Genomic DNA, 18,026 nt, shown 5'->3' with positions numbered 1-18,026 from the left:
GAGTAAGGGGAGGCGTCCTCCAACTGAAAAGTTGGACTTGCCCACGGCGAATCCGCGCCGTGGGCTACTTCGAAATCTACGAAGAGACGCCAATGAAACAACTTGCTGACATTCAATTCGAGCCATTCCTGCCCACGCTGCTCTGCACGCTGGAAGACTCTTTCGACAACGTCGAACACGCTCACCGAGCCCTCTCCGCCCGCGCGGACCACGACCACGCGTTCAAGTACGACTTCGCCGAGTTCGGCGCCGAGTTTTTCCGCGGAGGCGACAAGGTCAGCATCGACACGCTGTTGATCGTCTGGCTTCTGGACCTGAGCTTGTCCACCCAGTACAGCCCCGGCCACGCTGACGTCCTCTCCGGCGCCGCAAAGGCATACGACATCGTGCCCGGTGGCCAAGCGCTCCGAGACGCGATCGGTGACTTCAAGACCGAATACGCCTGCGCCAACGAGTCCCGCAAGGCCGTGTTCCTGCAAGCTCACGCCGAACGCATCCAGGCCGTGGTGGCTGAGCTCCAAGGAGCATCGGCATGAGCTTCCTCACCAGCATCCCCCTGAGCCACTCGTCGCTCGTCCGCACGTGCCTGGCCGCTGGCGTCGTGTTCCCTGACGCCACGCCGCCGATCTCCATGGGCGACCTTGTCGTTGCCAACGCTGTCTACCAGCACGCCGGCACTGACGACTTCATCAACCCGCTCCCCGAGCGCGACTTTTCCGCGATCGTGATCGCGTACTTCACCAAGAACCCTGAGCGCCTGAGCCTCGAGGCCATGCGCGCGGCCTTCGTCCTGTTCTTGTGGGACGCAAGCAACCGCCGCCAGCACCCGCGGCTCGACAAGCTGAACGAACTCTGGTCCATGGCCGAGGCGGACGCGCAGAACGCGTTCTTGCAGTTGTTCGTCGAACAGTGCGTCTGGATTCGCCGCCAGGCTGCAGGAGAGTTCAAATGAGCACCACGACCCTCTCAAAGCGCGATCAGCGCACCCTGAAAGTCGCGCTCGAGGCTCTCAAGATCACCGGCCTGCAGATCTGCAAAGCGATCGAGGCCAGCGGCCAGGACGTGGTCCGGTTTGATGATCTGGCCGGGCTGATTCGCAACAAGCCACCTCAGACGGTCATCGACCTGAGCGTGGTTTATGTGGCGATTGGCATGGCTGTGACCAAGGGCCTGATCCGCGATCCGGGTGAGAACGTGCCCGACGAGTCGTATCAGCACGCCTACGAGCTCACAGACGCCGGCCGCTTCATCCTCCGAACGTTCGACACCGGTCCCAAGGCGCACTCGATCCTGGCCGACATCGAAGCAGAAATGGCGGGTGCGGCATGAACCAGCGCCTCCAAATCTGCCAAGAGGTCGAAGCCGCCGGTGAGGCTGGCCTAAAAGGCATCACTGCGAACCCGCGCTTCCGAAGCATCTCCCAGCGCGCAAAAGCTGTGATTCTTCAAGACGCGGTCGATGAAGGCCTGATCGAAGGCTTCCGAATCCTCCAGGCGCACCACTATTTCCGCCTGACCGAGGCTGGTCGTTTCTATCTCCAGACCGCCATGACAGGCCCCAAGGCGCACTCGATCCTTGACGAGATCGAAGCAGAAATGGCGGGTGACGCATGAACCGCAAGCAATGGCGCGCCAACCGAATTATTGCAATCGACCTGGAACGGATCGAGCTGTCCAAGCAGATCACCAATCTTGAGATCTGCAACCGGTTTCACGAGGCCGATCTCAACTTCATAAGTCTTCGCGAATGCGGAAACGCCTTCCATGGCCATGCTGGAAAAGTCGTTTTGCACGCGATGGCGCGGGCCAGGGACGAGGGCCTCATCGTCAGCTGCATTTTTGAGCACCACGGGCATTACGGAGAGCTCGCTGGACTTGTCCCGGGCTACCGACTCACTGACGCCGGCCGGCACATCGCAACGACCTCCGTCACCGGCAAATCCGCTCGCGAAACCCTCGACGAAATCGAAGCAGAAATGGCAGGCCAAGCATGAAGGTAGTCGCTCATCTCCCAGCGCAGCACACCACCGGCTGCCCTGCTTGGGACCACTGGCCCTGCAACTGTGGTGCTCGGCCCATTCCGCTCGTGCGATTGGATGAAGCCGAGGCCGCGTGCGACGACGTTGCCAATCGCGCGATCGCAGTGTTCGCAGAAACGGCAGGCCAAGCATGAACAACGAAAAGCGTGAGTTCATGAGGTTCGATGCGCCAGCAGGCATGCCCATCCTGCATCTTGATGTTGAAGTTCCCCGCGGTGTTGGGACCCTCGACTTCGACTTCGATGTGTTCGTCTCAAGCCGCCAACTGGTCCGCGTCGCACCGAAGCAGGTCCGTCGGCCAAAGCGTCGCTCGAAGGGCGGCCGGACAACGGGCAACCCTAGCATTGCGAGCGTGTTCTGTTGGATGCCGATCGATCGGAAGGGTGGCACGGCATGAACCTCATCATCAAACAGGGCTCCGCCATGCCCGACATGTTCGCGCAGCACCTGATCACGCGTGTTTTCCACGAAGGCGAAGAGATCTTCGCATTCGCAGAGGGACTCCCCCTTGACGAAGTCGAGACCCTCATCGGCGCCGATTTTGCGAATTGCGCCATCGAGATTTCTTCGATTTCGGGAAAGGTTTCGCTGACGGAAGAGGAGCGACACACCCGCCTGTGCAGGGCCACGCTGCATTTCCTGATGCGCAAGGTGTGTGATCAGTTCTTCGCGTCACCGCACTTCGATCGCGCAGTCATGTCCTCGGGGCTGGAGGTGACCCTTCAGCAAGAGATCTTTGGCGAGCGTGGTGGCGTGAAGGACCCGCGGTCGTGGGTGACTGCGAAGCCGTGGCTTCGGAAGCGGAAAGGCGGTGCAGCGTGAACGACGACATGGGAAAGCACTACAAGCCTGTCCGGGTGGGCCGGCAGATCGATGACGCCACCGGCATCGAGACGACGACCATCCGCTTCGAAGACCAGCGGATCTACTGCTGTTCGGAGATCACGCCAGTGTCAGATCCACAGACAGTGAAGACCGGCTACCTTTCGATGGAGCGCTACTACCACCCCCGTGGGTGGGTGCAGGCCACCGACGAGGAGATCCGCCAGCACGAGGCCGAGGTCGAGCACCAGCGCCAGCTCAAGGAAGAGCAGGAACGCATTTACGACGCCGCAGACATCACGCTCACGGATCTGCTGGCAACGTCGACGAACCTGTTTGCGGTGACGAAGAAGCGCGGTGTCTGCGACGACGAAGAGTGTCACGAATTCGAAATTCCGTTGGCGGTGTTCGAGTCCGAGGCCGAAGCTGAAGCCGCGTGCCTCACGTTCGCGGAAGCGCGTGCGCATCACGACAGTGACGTGTTCGAAGTCAAGCCGCTGCCGTTTTTCAAGAGGGGCAGTGCTCGATGAGCGCGCTTCTGATGGCCATCTTGCTGGTCGGCCTCGAGATTGGGTTCATCGTTGCCGCCCAGGAGGCCTACAGCGGCTTCAGGCGCGCTGTCGGGCCCCAGGCCCTGACGCTGCCCGGTAACTGCCTGGTGTGCTCAGTGCTGGCATGGGCTGTCGACCCTCGCCACACGAAGGTTTGCCGGATGCGCAACCGTCACGGTCGCTGGCACCTGTACTGGACGCGACACGGTCAGCGCTTTGAGTTCCACGCGCCGGGTCGGTCCACCAAGACCTATCTCCAGAACGCGCTGTACCTCGGCCGCGTGCGGTCGTTCTGAGGATCATCGTGAGCTACACCTTGACCCTTCCGTACCCCGTGAGCACAAACGTGATGTGGCGCCACTTTCCCGGCCGCCCGGTGCTCTCGGCCAAAGGCCGCGAATACAAGGCCCTGGCAGCCCAGCTGGCGCTTGATGCAGGCATCACCCCATCGAAGGCGATGTGCGCCTGGAGGTGGTTCTGCACGCGAAGAAGACCAAGAAGGCCACCGGCAAGCGCCCGCGGTGCATCGACCTGTCCAACTCGCTCAAAGTGGCGGAGGACAGCCTCATCGGCATCGCGTTCACCGACGACGCCCAGACCCGTTCGATCGCGATGGCATACGGCGAGCCGGTTCCTGGCGGCGCTTTGGTGATCACCGTTTCCTCGCTGAAAGACGTCCAATGATGAATCCCGAGAAGTTGGCTGCTTCCGACGCTGGCGCGCCAAGAAGGGCATCAAGCCTTCACCCGCGGAAATGTATCGACTTCGGAATGGGGAATGAAATGAAAGTCCGCGAACTGATCAAAGCGCTCAAGGCCTACGACCCTGAGCTTCCCGTGGTGATGTTTGATCTCGAATTGGGCGGATGCATCGAGATCAACGCACCCGAATTGACCAAGGCGCTGGCCCCTCTTGAGCCAAAGACACCGGGAGATCTGTGCCTCGAAATCCCCGGATGGGGCTTTCAGCGGCCTGACGAGGTTGCCAAGTCCGTCGAAATCGACGTTGTCAAGATCTTCGAATACTCGATCGTATGAACGACTTCGAATCAACGTTGGCGGGGCTCCCGGCATACTTCGTTGAACAGCGGAGATGATCTTGAACCACGAAAACCCCATCTCAGTCGCTCGGTACTACTCGGACAAAGCTAAGGCTCAGCGCGAGTTCGATTCTCGGCGCCTGTCCGAGCACGAAGTCCTGCTGATCGTCCAGAGCGCCACGGATGGGGAAGCAAGCGCTCAGGACCTGTTGAAGGTTCTTTACCCAGGCCGCAAAGCCTTCAACTTCGCTCACCATCACATTGCCGAGATGGCGTTTTCCCGCATCGGTGATAAGGGACTGCTCAAAACTTTTCGGGTGCAGCGCTTGCCGACGAAGAAAAGGGGGCCTCCCACTCTTGAGTCTCGGTGGTGCCTCACGGACACCGGCCAACACAACCTGATGACCCGCGCCACCGGCTCCAAAGCGCGCGACATCCTGGAACAAATCGAGGCCGGGGAGTGAACGACTTCGAATCTGAGGTGGCGGAAGCCCACACTGCGTTCCTTGAGGCCGGGCACGCTTGGGCTCAGCCGCGCAAACCCACGGAAACGGAAAGGCTCGAAGCCGCCAGGCTGCCTGTGGAATGGATCTCCGCCCCGAAGCCGGCGATCGATCAGCGGACGGTGCGGATCGGGTGCATCGACCGATTGGCCATCAGGTTCGCTTCGCTGGAGAGGATGGCAGGCCGGGCTTGAGAAACTCGGCCAGGTCGATTTCCCCGTCGACGTAGCGTTGCGCGTGCGCTTCATGCGCTTCGGAGATTTTGAAACCGGAGAGGCCGATGTTGCCGCGAGCGACGTCGACTGCCTTGCGACGGCGTGCTTTTTCGGCTTCGGAGATCGTGCCGGTCCGCATGCGCAGATCAGTCCGTTTTCGGGACTTGCGCTGGCGCTGGCGGGGTGGGGACCACGGTCAGTGGGGCTGGCCTGAAGTTGAGCCGACGCCCCTTGGACACCGGCGCAATCAGCGTCAGTTGCTTCGCGCTCTCGGGCAATTCGAGGTCTTGGATGCGCTTGGCTTCGAGCCTCAACCTGATCGCCTGCGTGCGAACACCTTCGTCGCGCGAAATGATCATCTTGGCGCCGTGCGCCAGACCGATCGCCACGATCTGTCGGTCGACCTTAATTTTTTGGTACGGCTCTTCGGAGCCGGCACGCTTGCCGCCGGGTCCAGCCAGCGCTTCGCGTTCCATCTTGGCCAGCTCCTGGGCTGCCCCGCGATCGAAGTCGGCCACGAAGACCGTGGACTTTCGCTCGAGCTCCTCGAGGAACGCAACGCTGGCGGCGTCGGCCTTCACGAGGAATTCGCTGATCGAGATCATCGGGAAGATAATTCTGACCTTCAGCTTGTCGACCTCAGAAATGAAGTGATCGATGCGGGCACGGTCGCTGGCGGTCGTGTCTTTCTTCGTGATGTACGAAATGATGAAGTTGGAGTCAACGACGATGCAACGAGGCAGAGGACTCATCAGTGGATGCCTCGAATGTTGTCCCATGTGGCAAGAGGGTCCTGAAGTTCGTTCCAGCCATTGCCTGGAATCCGCGCAACGCGCTCAAGAATGGTGCTGAATGGGGTGTCGTCGAGCGGCTGAAAGCTCTGCACGACGCATTTGTTGACCTCCGGGGACCATCCGTTCTCGGTGCGAATCCAAGTGCCGCGGGCAACTAATCGCACAGTTCCGAGCTTGAAAAGCTTGAGCAAGTCACGGGCGAGCTGGTCGTCTTTAACGATCAGCTTCAGATCTCGATCGAAGAAGTCCCGGATGTGGAGGTGCATGGTGTCATCGACACCGATCAAGCCCGTCACCACGCCGTCGACCTTGCTCTCTTGGAACAGGCGCTCAGTGTCTTCGTCGGCATCGGGCTTGATGCCGAAGATCACGTGGATTACGTTGTCTCGCGCATCCAAAATCTCGGCTTTAGGGATGCCGTCTTCTCCCATCATTTGCTCGAGCTTCGCCAGGTGCTTACCGGGCCTGCTGCTGGGCTTCGACTTCGCCTCCACGATCCTGGCATGCGAGTAATGCTCTCGTTCGGGGGCCACCGCAGCGCCGTACCCAACGCTCAGATTCCTGATGCCCTTGAACCGAGGCTTGTTCTCGTCGCCGAGCAGCTCCGCAAATTCAGTGATGTACTCACCGATCCGACTCATGGGGACGCCACTCGCCTTGCGATTTGGGATTCGCAGAGTGAATGAGTACCGGGTCTTGGGCATCCCCTAATGTAACCGTGGGAGGTGCTTTCCGCAGCGGCAGAAACCCGGGCCTCTGTTACACATTTTCAGTAGAGCTGAGAAACTACTACCACCCCAAGACGGCAACTAATGTCTGGATTCTTGTTGCCCGACAACGACTTGAGATCATCGCCAAATTCTATTTTCAGTAGATCTAATGTACAGACCCTTTGGCCTGTTACATGAAACGGGTCACTTCCGACCAGGAACAGCAGGGCGACAAAGATGAGGCCTGCACCCCATTTCAGCGAGGTCCGGAGCTTCTCAACGTTGACGGTCAGAGCAACGACAGCGGCGGCCACGGGGTCGGCTGGGATCAGTGCGGGAGCCGGGATTTCCGTGTTCGTTTCGTCTTCGGAGGCGTAAGGGTCCGGCCCCGGAGGGGGTGCGATTGCGTGGAGAGTGTTCCTCGCGAAGATGCTGCTCACGTAGCCTTTGGCCAACTTGGCCGATCCGAGCGTCTCGCTCGGATCGGCCGGCCTCAAGAACAGGTTCTCCGCGCGAGTTCCGGGCGCCATCGGGTGATGCGAGGTGTAGCCTTTGAGGCTGACCACCAAGTGCATGCGCGACGCCTTGCATTCACCGACTGCGGAAAAAAGAAGATCAAAGGCGGCCTTGTGCAGGTACATCGAGACATACCACCAGTCTGGCGAGCCGCGCTCCCAGTCGGCGCGGCTGAATCCAATGTTCGAGTGACCCAGCCTGGCCTCCTCCGGGTCCAAGGCCGCCAGCACCACCACAGCGTCTCCATCGTCACGGGCAACCGTTTCGCCGCCAGTTAAATTGGATTCAGCCGACACGGTAATCGACTGATCCCTGAGTAGCAGTTCCACTGCTGCTTTTACGGTGAAGTGGCCGGGCGAGCCCATTCGTGGCCGAGCGCGGTGGGGATACAGCCCTCCCGGCAAGCCGACCTTCTGCTTCACGGATGTACCAAGAATCGCTCCGGGTCACCAAGCCGCGATACGGCGGGCTTTTGCGGACGTCTGCTTTGCAGCGGCTGCAGACACTGGCGCCGCCCCATGAGCTTCCGCATCCGGCCAGAAAGCAGACGTAGACGAGTGCCCGCTTTTAGGCATCATCTGTTTAACGCGTACGCTGTGTCAGGTCAGTGAGTACCGTGAATGTGCTTGCGGCCTGGCTGCACGGCCGAAGCAGACGTTTGGGTTGAAAGCTCTTTAAGAATTCCGCAGCACGCGGCATCGTTGGATTCCGCGCACTGCGCGCGCAGTACCTTCAAATGCTTTTCAAGCGTTCTCAACTCCCGGATCCGCTCGGCAACGTGCCCGATGTGCTCATCAAGCAGTTCATTGACGCCATCGCAGTTTTCTTGAGGCGTTTCCTTGAAGCGCAGCAGAGAGCGGATCTCCCCCAGGGCCATGTCAAGAGATCGGCAATGTCGGATGAAGGTGAGCCGTTCGATGTGCTCGTCCCCGTAGGACCGGTAGTTGTTTTCTGAGCGCTGGGGGGCCGGGAGCAACGCTTCCCGTTCATAGAAGCGGATGTTCCCAACGCTTGTGTCTGTGGCCTTCGCCAACTCGCCGATCTTCATTGGAGCCTCCTGGAGGCCTTGACTCTACACCCACTGCAGGGTTTCCAATGCTTGAATGTCAAATGCCATTCCTCGCGCCGTCGCCGATTCTGCCGTTGAAGAATGCTGCAGCGGGGCCTCCTGTTGCGCGCCGTCTCCAGCCCCCCAAAGTACGTCCAACACGCGTCCTGCCGCAGATGATTGCTGCACCGCGGACGCTTGTTGTGCTCCTGCGGCGCAGTCAACGGCAGCGGTGGCGACCCCCGCAGGCGCCAGCGTCTTTCGCATCCCAACGATGGATTGCGCGGTTGAGGAAAGTGACATTCGTCGCGCGTTGGACAAGGTCGAGGGCATCCGCAGCATGAACTTTCAGCTCGGTGCGCGGACCGTCGCCATTCAGGCCTCTGAAGACGCCCTGACCGCCGCAGTCGCGGCGATCCGGAATGCTGGGTATGAGCCGACCCCTGTCAAGGGGGCGGGAGACGCGGCAGTTGGTGGGAAAGACGACGAGGTCGAGCACGGCGCGAGCGTGATGCGTCTTGGCGCGGCTTTGGTCTTGGCGATCGGCGCCGAGGGTTTTCACTTCCTTTCAAGCGACACGCCAGCCTTGAAGTACGCCGGCCTGGTGGTCGCCGTGGTGGCTATCTGGCTGTCCGGGGTGGAAACGTACACCAAGGGCATAAAGGCACTGGTTCGCGGGCGCCTGAACATCAATGCCCTCATGAGTGTTGCCGTCACAGGCGCGTTTTTCATCGGCCAATGGCCTGAAGCAGCCATGGTGATGGCTCTTTACGCCATCGCGGAGCTGATCGAGGCACGCGCGGCGGACCGCGCGCGCAACGCCATCAAGGGCTTGGTCGCGCTGGCACCCGAGGAGGCCGATGTCCTGCAGCCAGACAAGAGCTGGAAGGCTCTTCCGTCGAAGAGCGTGCCACTGGAAGCGATCGTTCGGATTCGCCCTGGTGAGCGGGTGCCATTGGACGGCCTCATCACCGAAGGTCGCAGTGCCGTGAACCAGGCCCCTGTGACCGGTGAGAGCCTGCCGGTCGATCGGACTGTCGGAGATCCTGTGTATGCCGGCACGATCAACGAGACCGGAGAGCTTCAGTTTCGGGTAACCGCAGCGGCCTCGAACACCACCTTGGCTCGGATCATTCATGCGGTGGAGGAAGCGCAAGGCACGCGCGCTCCCACACAGCGCTTCGTTGACCGCTTCGCAGCGATCTATACGCCGGCCGTTTTTGCCTTTGCATTGGCTGTCGCGGTGCTGAGCCCCTGGCTCTTCGGCTTCGCCTGGGTGGACGCGATTTACAAGGCCTTGGTCCTGCTGGTGGTGGCGTGCCCATGCGCGCTCGTCATTTCGACGCCCGTCACGGTCGTCAGTGCACTGGCTTCGGCCGCACGCCGAGGCATCCTCATCAAGGGCGGAACCTACCTGGAGGAAGCGAGAAACTTGAAGGCTCTGGCGCTCGACAAGACGGGCACCATCACTGAAGGCAAGCCCAAGCTCGTGGGGTGGAGGTCTCTGCGCGGCGGCGACGATGAAGGTCCGATCGGGCGCATCGGGATGAGCCTGGCGGCTCGCTCCGACCACCCGGTTTCCAAGGCGATTGCTCAAGGCCTGGCACTACCAACCAGCGATGTTTCTTCATTTACGGCCTTGCCTGGCCGAGGCACGGAGGGAGCCATTGGAGGGCGCAAGTACGCGCTGGGCAACCTTCGCCTGGTTCAGGAGCGAGGGCTGTTGTCGGCAGAACTTGAAGCAGAGCTGAAAACGCATGAAGAGCAAGGCCGCACCGTCACTCTTCTGGCGGATGAAGAAGGCGTCCTGGCGATCTTCGCCGTGGCCGACACGATCAAGGAATCTTCGAAGCAAGCGGTTGCGGAGCTGAAGGCGCTCGGAGTCGTTCCGATCATGTTGACGGGCGACAACGCCGCCACCGCCAAGACCATCGCTGCGCAAGCCGGCATCGACCAGGTGCTTGGCAATCTGTTGCCAGAAGACAAGCTGGCTCAGATCGAGGGGCTAAGAAAGCGCCATGGGATGACGGGCATGACGGGTGATGGCATCAACGATGCCCCCGCGTTGGCCAAGTCCGACATCGGATTCGCAATGGGCGGCATGGGCACGGACATCGCCATGGAAGCGGCCGATGTCGTGGTCATGAACGACGACCTGCGGCGCATTCCAGAGACGATTCGGCTGTCCCGCAAGACGCACACCGTCCTGATGCAGAACATCTCGCTTGCCCTGGGTATCAAGGCCGTGTTCATGGTGCTCGCAGTATTCGGCACGGCCACCATGTGGATGGCCGTGTTCGCCGACATGGGGGCCACGCTGCTGGTGGTCGCCAACGGTCTTCGGCTCATGAAGGTGAAGACCGAAGCTTGAGCCAGGCCGAAGCTGCGATGAGACGTTGCAGCTCTTTTTTCTCGTGAACGAAAATCCCCTTCGTTCCTGTTTAGGTTGAAGAATGAAGCGCTTGCTGTTGGTGTTGTGGGTAGGGTTGTGTTTCATGGGAGCTGCCGCAGCGCAGACGCCAAATCCAGGCGGCGAAGAGGGCCCTCGACAGCTTTGGCAGCTGCTGGACTACGTCGCCGTCGACTACAGCGGCGCCGTAGACAAAGGAGCCGTCGTCAGCGAGTCCGAGTACGCAGAGATGCGCGACTTCACAGCAAATGCGGTGACCCAGGCCCAGGCCCTCCCGGCCCACGCTTCAAAAGATGCGGTCATCGCAGCCGCCCACAAGCTGCAGGAGGCTGTCACAGCCAAGGCAGACGGCGCAGAAGTGGCACGCCTGGCACATCAAGCCGAGGCCCTGTTGATCGCCGCGTACCCGATTCCGGTCGCGCCCAAGGTGCTGCCGGACCTCAAGAAGGGCGCAGCGCTTTTCCAAGCTCAGTGCGCATCCTGCCATGGCGCGACGGGCGGCGGGGACGGCCCGCTTGCCGCCAATCTGGAACCGCCCCCGATCGCATTCACCGATCGCGAGCGCGCTCGCTCGCGCAGCGTGATGGCGCTCTACCAGGTCGTCTCCCAAGGGGTCACCGGGACGTCGATGCCGAGCTTTGCAGCCTTGCCGGAAGAGGATCGGTGGGCACTCGCGTTTTTTGCAGGCACGCTTTCGCATGACGATCGAATGCGCACCCAAGGGGAGCAGCTCTGGAAGAACGACGCAGCTGCACGCAAGGCGTTCCCCGACCTCGCTGCTGTGACCACGGTGACCGAGGCTGCTGCATCCAGTTCCGTTGGCCCGGATGCAGCGCGAGATCTCACTGCGTACCTGCGCAGCCATCTGGAGGTGGCTTCGGCGGCCGGCAACACGGGTGGGTTGGCCCTCTCGCGCAGGCGGCTCGATGAGAGCCTTGCGGCCATCCGCCAAGGTGACAAGCCTGGCGCGACCCGACTCGCACTGTCCGCGTACCTTGACGGCTTCGAGCCCTTGGAGCCATCTCTGGGCGCGCGCAACAAGACCCTGTTGACCGAGGTTGAGGACGGCATGCTTGCCTACCGATCGGCCATTGCCACTGGCACGCTGGCTCAAGCCGAGACCGCAGCGCAGAAGCTGGACTATCTCTTCGCCGAAGTAGAAAAGGAGCTCGGCGGCGAGGCCGCCGCGCCGCTCACCACGTTCCTGGGTTCTCTCACGATTCTGCTCAGAGAAGGTCTCGAAGCCTTGTTGATCGTCGTCGGCATGATCGCGTTCCTGAAGAAAGCAGATCGGCATGACATCCTGCGCTACGTGCACGGCGGCTGGGTGGCCGCCCTGGCCGCGGGCGGCCTGACCTGGGCGGTTGCGACCTACTTCGTGAACATCAGCGGTGCCAGCCGCGAAGTGACGGAAGGGTTGTCATCGCTTTTTGCTGCCCTGGTTCTGCTCAGCGTTGGCCTATGGATGCATCAAAAGAGCGCTGCGGGTCGTTGGCAGGCGTACCTCAAGGAAAAGCTGTCTTCGGCCATGTCGAAGCGCTCGGCCTGGGCTTTGTTTGGACTGTCCTTCATCGCTGTCTACCGAGAAGTGTTCGAGACGGTGCTTTTCTACTCGGCCTTGTCGGCGGACGGGAACGGCAACGCGCTGCTGGGCGGACTGGGCCTCGGCATCTTGCTCCTGGCAGTTCTCGCTTGGGTAATGCTCAAGACCAGCGCTCGGATGCCGATCGGGAAGTTTTTCAGCATCAGCTCCGTTCTGGTGGCTGTCCTGGCTGTCGTTCTTGCAGGCAAGGGGGTGGCTGGCCTGCAAGAGGCCGGTTGGCTCGGAGCCACGCCTCTCATGGCTCCTCGGGTCGACTTGCTAGGGATCTACCCGTCCGCCGAAACCATCGTGGTTCAAAGCATCGTCCTGCTGATCGCCGTAGCAGGCTTTGGCATGAACGCCTTCAGGGCGAGGCAGCCAAGGGCGTCCTGAATGGCTGGATGCCGGGTTGGTGCGCTGCTATTCTCTGGGATGCTCGCCGCTTGATGCTGCCCCGACATCCGGCCAGCCACCCTGGATCGGCCAGAACCGCTTCCCTCGATTCCCTAGGATCACCATGAAAAAGCTCCTCGCCATCTTCACCCTCATGCTCGCAACCACCGCAGTCTTTGCTGCAGCACCGTGCTGCTGCTGTGACGAAGCCGACCAAGCCGCGATGCCCTGCTGCGAATAAGCAAACCGGGCGCGTCAGCGGAGCTGGCGACCGGACCAAAAGCTGGCCTCGCGCCAGCTTTTTTTTGCTCTCCCCGAGGTCACTCGCGTGACACAAAATCTTCATAAATCCTCCGACATTTCGAACATAATCGAAGTATGGAATCAAACGATGCCGTTCGCGCCCTTGCAGGCTTGGCACAGCCAATGCGCTTGCAGGTTTTTCGCTGCCTGGTCGTGGCAGGCCAAGAGGGGCTGACGCCCGGCGCGCTTGTCGAAGCGATCGGCGTACCTGCCACGAGCCTGTCGTTTCACCTCAAAGAGCTGACGCACGCTGGCCTTGTGACCCAGGAGCGTCAGGGTCGCCACCTCATCTACCGCGCCGCCTTCGACCAGATGAATGCGCTGGTGGGCTACCTCACAGAAAACTGCTGCCAAGGCGAGGCTTGCGCCGTCTCGAATGGCTCGCTGGTTTGTTCGCCCTGAGCAGATCGTTCCTAGATGCCGGGCGTTGAAGATTTTCCAATCCACTGACCACCATGACTGCCTCTCTCCACAACGTGCTGTTCATCTGCACCGGCAATTCGGCTCGCTCCATCATTGCCGAAGGCCTGCTCAACCAGCTCGGCAGCAGCCGGTTCAAGGCCTTCTCCGCAGGCAGCCATCCAAAGGGTGCTGTGAATCCCTTCGCCCTGGAAACGCTGCGCACGCTTCACATCGAAGACCGCGGCTACAGCAGCAAGAGCTGGGGCGAGTTCGCCAAGGACGGCGCCGCGCCGATGGATTTCGTGATCACCGTTTGCGACCAGGCCGCAGGCGAGATGTGCCCGGTGTGGCCGGGTCAGCCGATCACAGCGCACTGGGGTCTGCCCGACCCGGCTGCCGTGGAAGGCACTGACGAAGAGAAAAAGCGCGCCTTCATGGACACTGCGGTGACGCTGAAGCGCCGCATCGAGTTCATGCTGTCCCTGCCGATGGACAAGCTGGAGCGTATGGCCATCCAGCATGAGATGCGCAACATCGGGACCCGGCAGTGACGACGAACATCCTCATCCTCTGCACCCACAACTCGGCGCGCAGCGTGCTCTCCGAGGGCATGTTGAACCACTGGGCAAAGCAGCTTCGGGTCGATGTGCAGGCCTACAGCGCTGGCAGTGCCCCAAGCGGGCGCATCAACCCGATAGCCATCGAGGTCCTGCAGGCGGCGGGCATCGACACATCGAGCTATCGCAGCAAGAGCTGGGACGAGTTCACAGAACCGGATGCGCCGCAGATGCGGGTGGTCATCACTGTCTGCGACAGCGCTGCCCAAGAGGCCTGCCCCTACTGGCCTGGCGCGCCGGTCAAGATCCACTGGGGCTACCCCGACCCATCCAACGCCGGTGCGAACGCCGCTGAGAAACGCGCGGCATTCGAAGCCACGCGGCAGGCGATCGGTGAGCGCATGCGCCAGCTTGCGCAAGTGCCTTTTGACTCATTGAACGACGCGCAACTGCGGGCGGCTCTCGACGCCCTTTAAGCCCGGGGAGGGCGCTCAGCTCTCTCTTTCCGGATCCCAACAAGAAGCTCACATGCTGGCCGCCATCCTCATTTTCGTTTTCACGCTGGTCCTGGTTATCTGGCAGCCGCGGGGTCTGGGCATCGGCTGGAGCGCATCGCTCGGGGCCGTGATCGCCCTGGTCCTGGGAGTTGTCCACCTTGGCGACATCGCCGTCGTCTGGGGCATCGTCTGGAACGCCACTGCCACCTTCGTGGCCGTGATCATCATCAGCCTGCTGCTTGACGAAGCTGGCTTCTTCGAATGGGCGGCATTGCACGTCGCGCGCTGGGGCGGCGGGCGCGGCCGGCTGCTCTTCGCCTTCATCGTCTTGCTTGGTGCCGCGGTGTCGGCGCTGTTCGCCAACGACGGTGCTGCGCTGATCCTCACGCCGATCGTCATGGCCATGCTCATCGCCCTCGGCTTCACGCCGGCCGCGACGCTGGCCTTCGTCATGGCGGCGGGCTTCATCGCCGACACAGCCAGCCTGCCGCTGATCGTGTCGAACCTGGTGAACATCGTCTCCGCCGATTTCTTCAAGATCGGCTTTGACGAATACGCAGCGGTGATGGTCCCGGTCAACGTGGCCTCGGTGCTGGGCAGCCTCGTCGTGCTGGTGCTTTATTTCCGACGCAGCATCCCCGCCAGCTACGACGTGACACAGCTCAAGCCGCCTTCGGCCGCGATCAAGGACCGGGCAACCTTCCGGGCGGGCTGGGTCGTACTGATCCTGTTGCTGGTCGGCTTTTTCGGCCTGGAGCCGCTGGGCGTGCCGGTGAGCGCAGTGGCTGCCGTCGGCGCCGTCCTGCTACTGGCCGTAGCGGCGCGTGGCACGGCGATCAGTACGGGCAAGGTACTGCGCGGCGCGCCCTGGCAGATCGTGATCTTCTCGCTGGGCATGTACCTGGTGGTCTACGGCCTGCGCAACGCCGGCCTGACCGACCGCATCGCGGGGCTGCTGAACGTCTTCGCGCAGGGCGGCGTCTGGGGCGCAGCGTTGGGCACCGGCTTCCTTACGGCGCTCCTGTCCTCGGTGATGAACAACATGCCCACCGTGCTGATCGGCGCCCTGTCGATCGACGCTTCCTCTGCTACCGGCGTGGTGAAAGAAGCCATGATCTATGCCAACGTGATCGGCTGCGACCTCGGCCCGAAGATCACACCGATCGGAAGCTTGGCGACGCTGCTCTGGCTGCACGTGCTGGCCATGAAGGGCACCACCATCGCCTGGGGCTACTACTTCAAGGTGGGCATCGTGCTGACCGTGCCGGTGCTTTTTGTGACCCTGGCGGCGCTGGCCATTCGCCTGAGCTAAGCGCCGTCACTTCGTTTTTCTCTCATGACCGACATCACGATCTATCACAACCCTGCCTGCGGAACCTCCCGCAACGTGCTCGCGCTGATTCGCAATTCAGGCGAGGAGCCAGAGGTGATTGAGTACCTGAAAAGCCCGCCCGACCGCGCTACTCTCGAAGGCCTGATTGCCACGATGGGCGTGCCGGTGCGCGATGTGCTGCGGCAGAAGGGCACACCCTACGACGAACTCGGCCTGAACGACCCCAAGTGGACGGACGCGCAGCTGGTCGACTTCATGCTGCAGCACCCTATCTTGATCAACCGCCCGATCGTGGTGACGCCGCTCGGCGCGCGGCTGTGCCGCCCTTCGGAGGCCGTGCTCGACATCCTGCCGCAGCCGCAGCAGGCGGCGTTCGCCAAGGAAGACGGTGAGGCGGTGGTCGACGCGAAGGGGCAGCGTGTCCACAAGTCCTGAACTTCCCAACATCGACGCGGCGCTCTTTCAGCAGCCTGATCCTGAACGCCTGCACCCGAACGAGCGCGCCACGCACCCACCGCGCATCCTGCTGCTCTACGGCTCGCTGCGCGAGCGCTCCTACAGCCGCCTGCTGACCGAAGAAGCCGCACGCCTGCTGCAAGCCCTGGGTGCGGAGCCGCGCATCTTCGACCCGCGCGGCCTGCCGATGCCGGACGACGCGCCCGAGGACCATCCGAAGGTGCAAGAGCTGCGCGATCTGGCACAGTGGTCCGAAGGCATGGTCTGGACCTCGCCCGAGCGGCACGGCGCCATGACCGGCATCATGAAGGCGCAGATCGACTGGGTTCCGCTGGCCATCGGTGCGGTGCGGCCCACGCAGGGAAAAACGCTCGCGGTGATGGAGGTATCGGGCGGCTCTCAGTCCTTCAATGCCGTGAACCAGCTGCGAGTGCTTGGGCGCTGGATGCGCATGATCACGATCCCGAACCAGTCGTCCGTCGCGAAGGCCTTCATGGAGTTCGACGATGCGGGCCGCATGAAGCCCTCTTCGTATTACGAGCGGGTGGTCGACGTGATGGAAGAACTGGTGAAATTCACCTTGCTCACCCGCGATTCGGCCGCCTACCTGGTTGACCGCTACAGCGAGCGAAAGGAAGGCGCCGAGCAACTGTCCAAGCGGGTCAACCAGCGCTCGATTTGATGCCACTGTCCAGTCGCTCTGCCGTCGTTGTTGCCTTGGGCATCACGCAGACGTTAGCCTGGGCATCGTCGTACTACCTGCCGGCGATGCTGGCGGCGCCGATGGCCAAGGATCTCGGCATCGAGACGCCGACGGTGTTCGCCGGGTTCTCCTTTGCCTTGGTGATTTCCGCATTCCTCGGACCGTACGCCGGTCGGTGCATCGACCGCTGGGGCGGCCGGCCAGTCCTGATGGCAACGAACCTTGTGTTCGCTGCCGGCTTGCTCCTGCTGGGAATGGCGCACAGCGTAGTCGGGCTGCTGGTGGCCTGGGCAGTGTTGGGGATTGGGATGGGCAGCGGCCTCTACGAGGCGGCCTTCGCCGGCCTGGTCCGGCTGTACGGGCGCGACTCGCGCAGCGCAATCACAGGCATCACCCTCTTTGCGGGCTTTGCGAGCACGATCGGGTGGCCGCTCTCGACACTGCTGGAGGCCCAGTACGGATGGCGCGGGGCCTGCTTTGGTTGGGCTGCGCTGCACGTTTGCCTCGGACTGCCGCTCAACGCGTTGCTACCAAAAGCCGCAGCCATCGCCAGCATTTCTGAGCCGGCAGTTGAAGGGGCTTCGTCGACATCGACGGCGAGCAGCCCTCTCAAGGCCTCCGTGCTTCTTTCCATCGTATTCGCGATTACCTGGTTCATCAGCACCGCGATGGCGGCGCATCTGCCCAGGCTGCTGATGGCCGGCGGCGCCACACTTGCGGCAGCGGTCGCCTTCGGTGCCCTGGTCGGGCCAGCTCAGGTCGGCGCGCGGATCCTGGAGTTTGGGCTGCTACGCAATGTCCATCCCCTGCTGTCGGCCAGGCTGGCGACACTGATGCACCCGATTGGAGCCGCGCTAATGGCGCTCGCCGGTGCGCCGCTCGCGGCGGTCTTTGTGATCTTTCACGGCGCCGGCAACGGCATCCTGACGATTGCGAAGGGCACGCTGCCGCTGGTTCTGTTCGGGCCGCAGGGCTATGGCGCACGACAGGGGTTGCTCATGGTTCCAGCGCGGATCGCTCAGGCGCTTGCGCCATGGCTTTTTGGCGTGTGCCTGGATCGTTGGGGAGCGGGCGCTCTTTGGCTTTCAGGAACGCTCGGGCTGGTGGCGTTCGGCGCCTTGATGGCATTGCGCTCTAAAGAATGACTTCAACGC

Annotated in this window: 26 protein-coding genes; 21 read left to right on the top strand and 5 right to left on the bottom strand. The window is 62.0% G+C overall.

Features of this window, described 5'->3' with window-relative positions:
• The first annotated feature begins 59 nt into the window (after window positions 1-59).
• From QZ500_RS04315 to QZ500_RS04260, 12 genes are all read left to right on the top strand, one after another.
• A complete protein-coding gene (locus QZ500_RS04315) occupies window positions 60-536 on the top strand; it encodes a hypothetical protein (protein WP_295851271.1) in 477 nt (158 codons plus the stop codon).
• Entirely contained in the window at window positions 533-952 is a 420-nt protein-coding gene (locus QZ500_RS04310; RefSeq protein WP_092940166.1) for a hypothetical protein, read from the top strand. The genes QZ500_RS04315 and QZ500_RS04310 overlap by 4 nt, the downstream gene beginning before the upstream one ends.
• Window positions 949-1,329: a hypothetical protein gene (locus tag QZ500_RS04305; protein WP_092940167.1), complete on the top strand. Its 381-nt coding sequence runs from the start codon at window positions 949-951 to the stop codon at window positions 1,327-1,329. Before QZ500_RS04310 ends, QZ500_RS04305 begins: the two co-directional genes overlap by 4 nt.
• The gene (locus QZ500_RS04300) at window positions 1,326-1,613 is read left to right on the top strand and encodes a hypothetical protein (protein ID WP_092940168.1); all 288 of its coding nucleotides are present in this window, start codon (window positions 1,326-1,328) and stop codon (window positions 1,611-1,613) included. The genes QZ500_RS04305 and QZ500_RS04300 overlap by 4 nt, the downstream gene beginning before the upstream one ends.
• Window positions 1,610-1,993 (top strand): hypothetical protein, encoded by a 384-nt coding sequence (locus QZ500_RS04295; protein ID WP_092940169.1) that lies wholly within the window; start codon window positions 1,610-1,612, stop codon window positions 1,991-1,993. The genes QZ500_RS04300 and QZ500_RS04295 overlap by 4 nt, the downstream gene beginning before the upstream one ends.
• A gap of 175 nt (window positions 1,994-2,168) precedes the next feature.
• Window positions 2,169-2,435, top strand: a complete 267-nt coding sequence (locus QZ500_RS04290; protein ID WP_139222843.1) for a hypothetical protein — start codon at window positions 2,169-2,171, stop codon at window positions 2,433-2,435.
• Complete coding sequence (locus QZ500_RS04285; RefSeq protein ID WP_092940170.1) at window positions 2,432-2,860, top strand: hypothetical protein; 429 nt, start codon at window positions 2,432-2,434, stop codon at window positions 2,858-2,860. Before QZ500_RS04290 ends, QZ500_RS04285 begins: the two co-directional genes overlap by 4 nt.
• Window positions 2,857-3,390, top strand: a complete 534-nt coding sequence (locus tag QZ500_RS04280) for a hypothetical protein (protein ID WP_092940171.1) — start codon at window positions 2,857-2,859, stop codon at window positions 3,388-3,390. Before QZ500_RS04285 ends, QZ500_RS04280 begins: the two co-directional genes overlap by 4 nt.
• Window positions 3,387-3,707, top strand: a complete 321-nt coding sequence (locus QZ500_RS04275) for a hypothetical protein (protein ID WP_092940172.1) — start codon at window positions 3,387-3,389, stop codon at window positions 3,705-3,707. Before QZ500_RS04280 ends, QZ500_RS04275 begins: the two co-directional genes overlap by 4 nt.
• 151 nt (window positions 3,708-3,858) lie before the next feature.
• A complete protein-coding gene (locus tag QZ500_RS04270) occupies window positions 3,859-4,095 on the top strand; it encodes a RusA family crossover junction endodeoxyribonuclease (RefSeq protein WP_092940173.1) in 237 nt (78 codons plus the stop codon).
• Window positions 4,092-4,448, top strand: coding sequence for a hypothetical protein (locus QZ500_RS04265; RefSeq protein ID WP_175518503.1), 357 nt, complete (start codon window positions 4,092-4,094; stop codon window positions 4,446-4,448). Before QZ500_RS04270 ends, QZ500_RS04265 begins: the two co-directional genes overlap by 4 nt.
• A gap of 61 nt (window positions 4,449-4,509) precedes the next feature.
• On the top strand, window positions 4,510-4,914 hold the full coding sequence (locus QZ500_RS04260; protein ID WP_295851245.1) for a hypothetical protein: 405 nt from the start codon (window positions 4,510-4,512) through the stop codon (window positions 4,912-4,914).
• 192 nt (window positions 4,915-5,106) lie between these two features.
• Here QZ500_RS04260 and QZ500_RS04255 read toward each other — a convergent pair whose 3' ends face one another.
• From QZ500_RS04255 to cadR, 5 genes are all read right to left on the bottom strand, one after another.
• Window positions 5,107-5,307 (bottom strand): antitoxin VbhA family protein, encoded by a 201-nt coding sequence (locus QZ500_RS04255; protein WP_092940176.1) that lies wholly within the window; start codon window positions 5,305-5,307, stop codon window positions 5,107-5,109.
• A 7-nt stretch (window positions 5,308-5,314) separates the two neighbouring features.
• Window positions 5,315-5,920, bottom strand: a complete 606-nt coding sequence (locus QZ500_RS04250; RefSeq protein ID WP_175518504.1) for a PIN domain-containing protein — start codon at window positions 5,918-5,920, stop codon at window positions 5,315-5,317.
• A complete protein-coding gene (locus tag QZ500_RS04245; RefSeq protein ID WP_092940178.1) occupies window positions 5,920-6,603 on the bottom strand; it encodes a hypothetical protein in 684 nt (227 codons plus the stop codon). The genes QZ500_RS04250 and QZ500_RS04245 overlap by 1 nt, the downstream gene beginning before the upstream one ends.
• A gap of 128 nt (window positions 6,604-6,731) precedes the next feature.
• The gene (locus QZ500_RS04240) at window positions 6,732-7,610 is read right to left on the bottom strand and encodes a hypothetical protein (RefSeq protein WP_295851236.1); all 879 of its coding nucleotides are present in this window, start codon (window positions 7,608-7,610) and stop codon (window positions 6,732-6,734) included.
• A 182-nt stretch (window positions 7,611-7,792) separates the two neighbouring features.
• On the bottom strand, window positions 7,793-8,236 hold the full coding sequence (gene cadR / locus QZ500_RS04235) for a Cd(II)/Pb(II)-responsive transcriptional regulator (protein ID WP_295851233.1): 444 nt from the start codon (window positions 8,234-8,236) through the stop codon (window positions 7,793-7,795).
• Between the two features lie 232 nt (window positions 8,237-8,468).
• Here cadR and QZ500_RS04230 point away from each other — a divergent pair, with 232 nt between their 5' ends.
• From QZ500_RS04230 to QZ500_RS04190, 9 genes are all read left to right on the top strand, one after another.
• Window positions 8,469-10,607, top strand: a complete 2,139-nt coding sequence (locus QZ500_RS04230) for a heavy metal translocating P-type ATPase (RefSeq protein ID WP_295851231.1) — start codon at window positions 8,469-8,471, stop codon at window positions 10,605-10,607.
• A gap of 82 nt (window positions 10,608-10,689) precedes the next feature.
• Window positions 10,690-12,621: a cytochrome c/FTR1 family iron permease gene (locus QZ500_RS04225; RefSeq protein ID WP_295851230.1), complete on the top strand. Its 1,932-nt coding sequence runs from the start codon at window positions 10,690-10,692 to the stop codon at window positions 12,619-12,621.
• 378 nt (window positions 12,622-12,999) lie between these two features.
• Window positions 13,000-13,326: a metalloregulator ArsR/SmtB family transcription factor gene (locus tag QZ500_RS04220; protein ID WP_295851228.1), complete on the top strand. Its 327-nt coding sequence runs from the start codon at window positions 13,000-13,002 to the stop codon at window positions 13,324-13,326.
• Window positions 13,327-13,379: 53 nt separating this feature from the next.
• Window positions 13,380-13,877 (top strand): arsenate reductase ArsC, encoded by a 498-nt coding sequence (locus tag QZ500_RS04215; RefSeq protein ID WP_295851226.1) that lies wholly within the window; start codon window positions 13,380-13,382, stop codon window positions 13,875-13,877.
• Window positions 13,874-14,359: an arsenate reductase ArsC gene (locus QZ500_RS04210; protein ID WP_295851225.1), complete on the top strand. Its 486-nt coding sequence runs from the start codon at window positions 13,874-13,876 to the stop codon at window positions 14,357-14,359. Before QZ500_RS04215 ends, QZ500_RS04210 begins: the two co-directional genes overlap by 4 nt.
• Before the next feature lie 52 nt (window positions 14,360-14,411).
• The gene (locus QZ500_RS04205; protein WP_295851223.1) at window positions 14,412-15,692 is read left to right on the top strand and encodes an arsenic transporter; all 1,281 of its coding nucleotides are present in this window, start codon (window positions 14,412-14,414) and stop codon (window positions 15,690-15,692) included.
• 24 nt (window positions 15,693-15,716) lie between these two features.
• Window positions 15,717-16,148 carry an arsenate reductase (glutaredoxin) gene (gene arsC, locus QZ500_RS04200; RefSeq protein WP_295851221.1) on the top strand — a complete coding sequence of 144 codons (432 nt, stop codon included), beginning with the start codon at window positions 15,717-15,719 and terminating at the stop codon, window positions 16,146-16,148.
• Complete coding sequence (gene arsH, locus QZ500_RS04195) at window positions 16,132-16,851, top strand: arsenical resistance protein ArsH (RefSeq protein WP_295851219.1); 720 nt, start codon at window positions 16,132-16,134, stop codon at window positions 16,849-16,851. The genes arsC and arsH overlap by 17 nt, the downstream gene beginning before the upstream one ends.
• On the top strand, window positions 16,851-18,017 hold the full coding sequence (locus QZ500_RS04190) for an MFS transporter (RefSeq protein WP_295851218.1): 1,167 nt from the start codon (window positions 16,851-16,853) through the stop codon (window positions 18,015-18,017). Before arsH ends, QZ500_RS04190 begins: the two co-directional genes overlap by 1 nt.
• The last annotated feature ends 9 nt before the right edge of the window (window positions 18,018-18,026 follow it).

Source organism: uncultured Xylophilus sp. (assembly GCA_913776965.1).
GTDB lineage: Bacteria > Pseudomonadota > Gammaproteobacteria > Burkholderiales > Burkholderiaceae_C > Xylophilus.
This window is presented reverse-complemented; position numbering and strand designations above follow the sequence as displayed.

Bases quoted from the DNA above. Each gene is read 5' to 3' on its own strand.
- QZ500_RS04310 (WP_092940166.1), top strand. From the start codon at position 533: ATGAGCTTCCTCACCAGCATCCCCCTGAGCCACTCGTCGCTCGTCCGC.
- QZ500_RS04305 (WP_092940167.1), top strand. From the start codon at position 949: ATGAGCACCACGACCCTCTCAAAGCGCGATCAGCGCACCCTGAAAGTC.
- QZ500_RS04300 (WP_092940168.1), top strand. From the start codon at position 1,326: ATGAACCAGCGCCTCCAAATCTGCCAAGAGGTCGAAGCCGCCGGTGAG.
- QZ500_RS04295 (WP_092940169.1), top strand. From the start codon at position 1,610: ATGAACCGCAAGCAATGGCGCGCCAACCGAATTATTGCAATCGACCTG.
- QZ500_RS04290 (WP_139222843.1), top strand. From the start codon at position 2,169: ATGAACAACGAAAAGCGTGAGTTCATGAGGTTCGATGCGCCAGCAGGC.
- QZ500_RS04285 (WP_092940170.1), top strand. From the start codon at position 2,432: ATGAACCTCATCATCAAACAGGGCTCCGCCATGCCCGACATGTTCGCG.
- QZ500_RS04275 (WP_092940172.1), top strand. From the start codon at position 3,387: ATGAGCGCGCTTCTGATGGCCATCTTGCTGGTCGGCCTCGAGATTGGG.
- QZ500_RS04265 (WP_175518503.1), top strand. From the start codon at position 4,092: ATGATGAATCCCGAGAAGTTGGCTGCTTCCGACGCTGGCGCGCCAAGA.
- QZ500_RS04255 (WP_092940176.1), bottom strand. From the start codon at position 5,307: ATGCGGACCGGCACGATCTCCGAAGCCGAAAAAGCACGCCGTCGCAAG.
- QZ500_RS04250 (WP_175518504.1), bottom strand. From the start codon at position 5,920: ATGAGTCCTCTGCCTCGTTGCATCGTCGTTGACTCCAACTTCATCATT.
- QZ500_RS04245 (WP_092940178.1), bottom strand. From the start codon at position 6,603: ATGAGTCGGATCGGTGAGTACATCACTGAATTTGCGGAGCTGCTCGGC.
- cadR (WP_295851233.1), bottom strand. From the start codon at position 8,236: ATGAAGATCGGCGAGTTGGCGAAGGCCACAGACACAAGCGTTGGGAAC.
- QZ500_RS04225 (WP_295851230.1), top strand. From the start codon at position 10,690: ATGAAGCGCTTGCTGTTGGTGTTGTGGGTAGGGTTGTGTTTCATGGGA.
- QZ500_RS04220 (WP_295851228.1), top strand. From the start codon at position 13,000: ATGGAATCAAACGATGCCGTTCGCGCCCTTGCAGGCTTGGCACAGCCA.
- QZ500_RS04215 (WP_295851226.1), top strand. From the start codon at position 13,380: ATGACTGCCTCTCTCCACAACGTGCTGTTCATCTGCACCGGCAATTCG.
- QZ500_RS04205 (WP_295851223.1), top strand. From the start codon at position 14,412: ATGCTGGCCGCCATCCTCATTTTCGTTTTCACGCTGGTCCTGGTTATC.
- arsC (WP_295851221.1), top strand. From the start codon at position 15,717: ATGACCGACATCACGATCTATCACAACCCTGCCTGCGGAACCTCCCGC.
- QZ500_RS04190 (WP_295851218.1), top strand. From the start codon at position 16,851: ATGCCACTGTCCAGTCGCTCTGCCGTCGTTGTTGCCTTGGGCATCACG.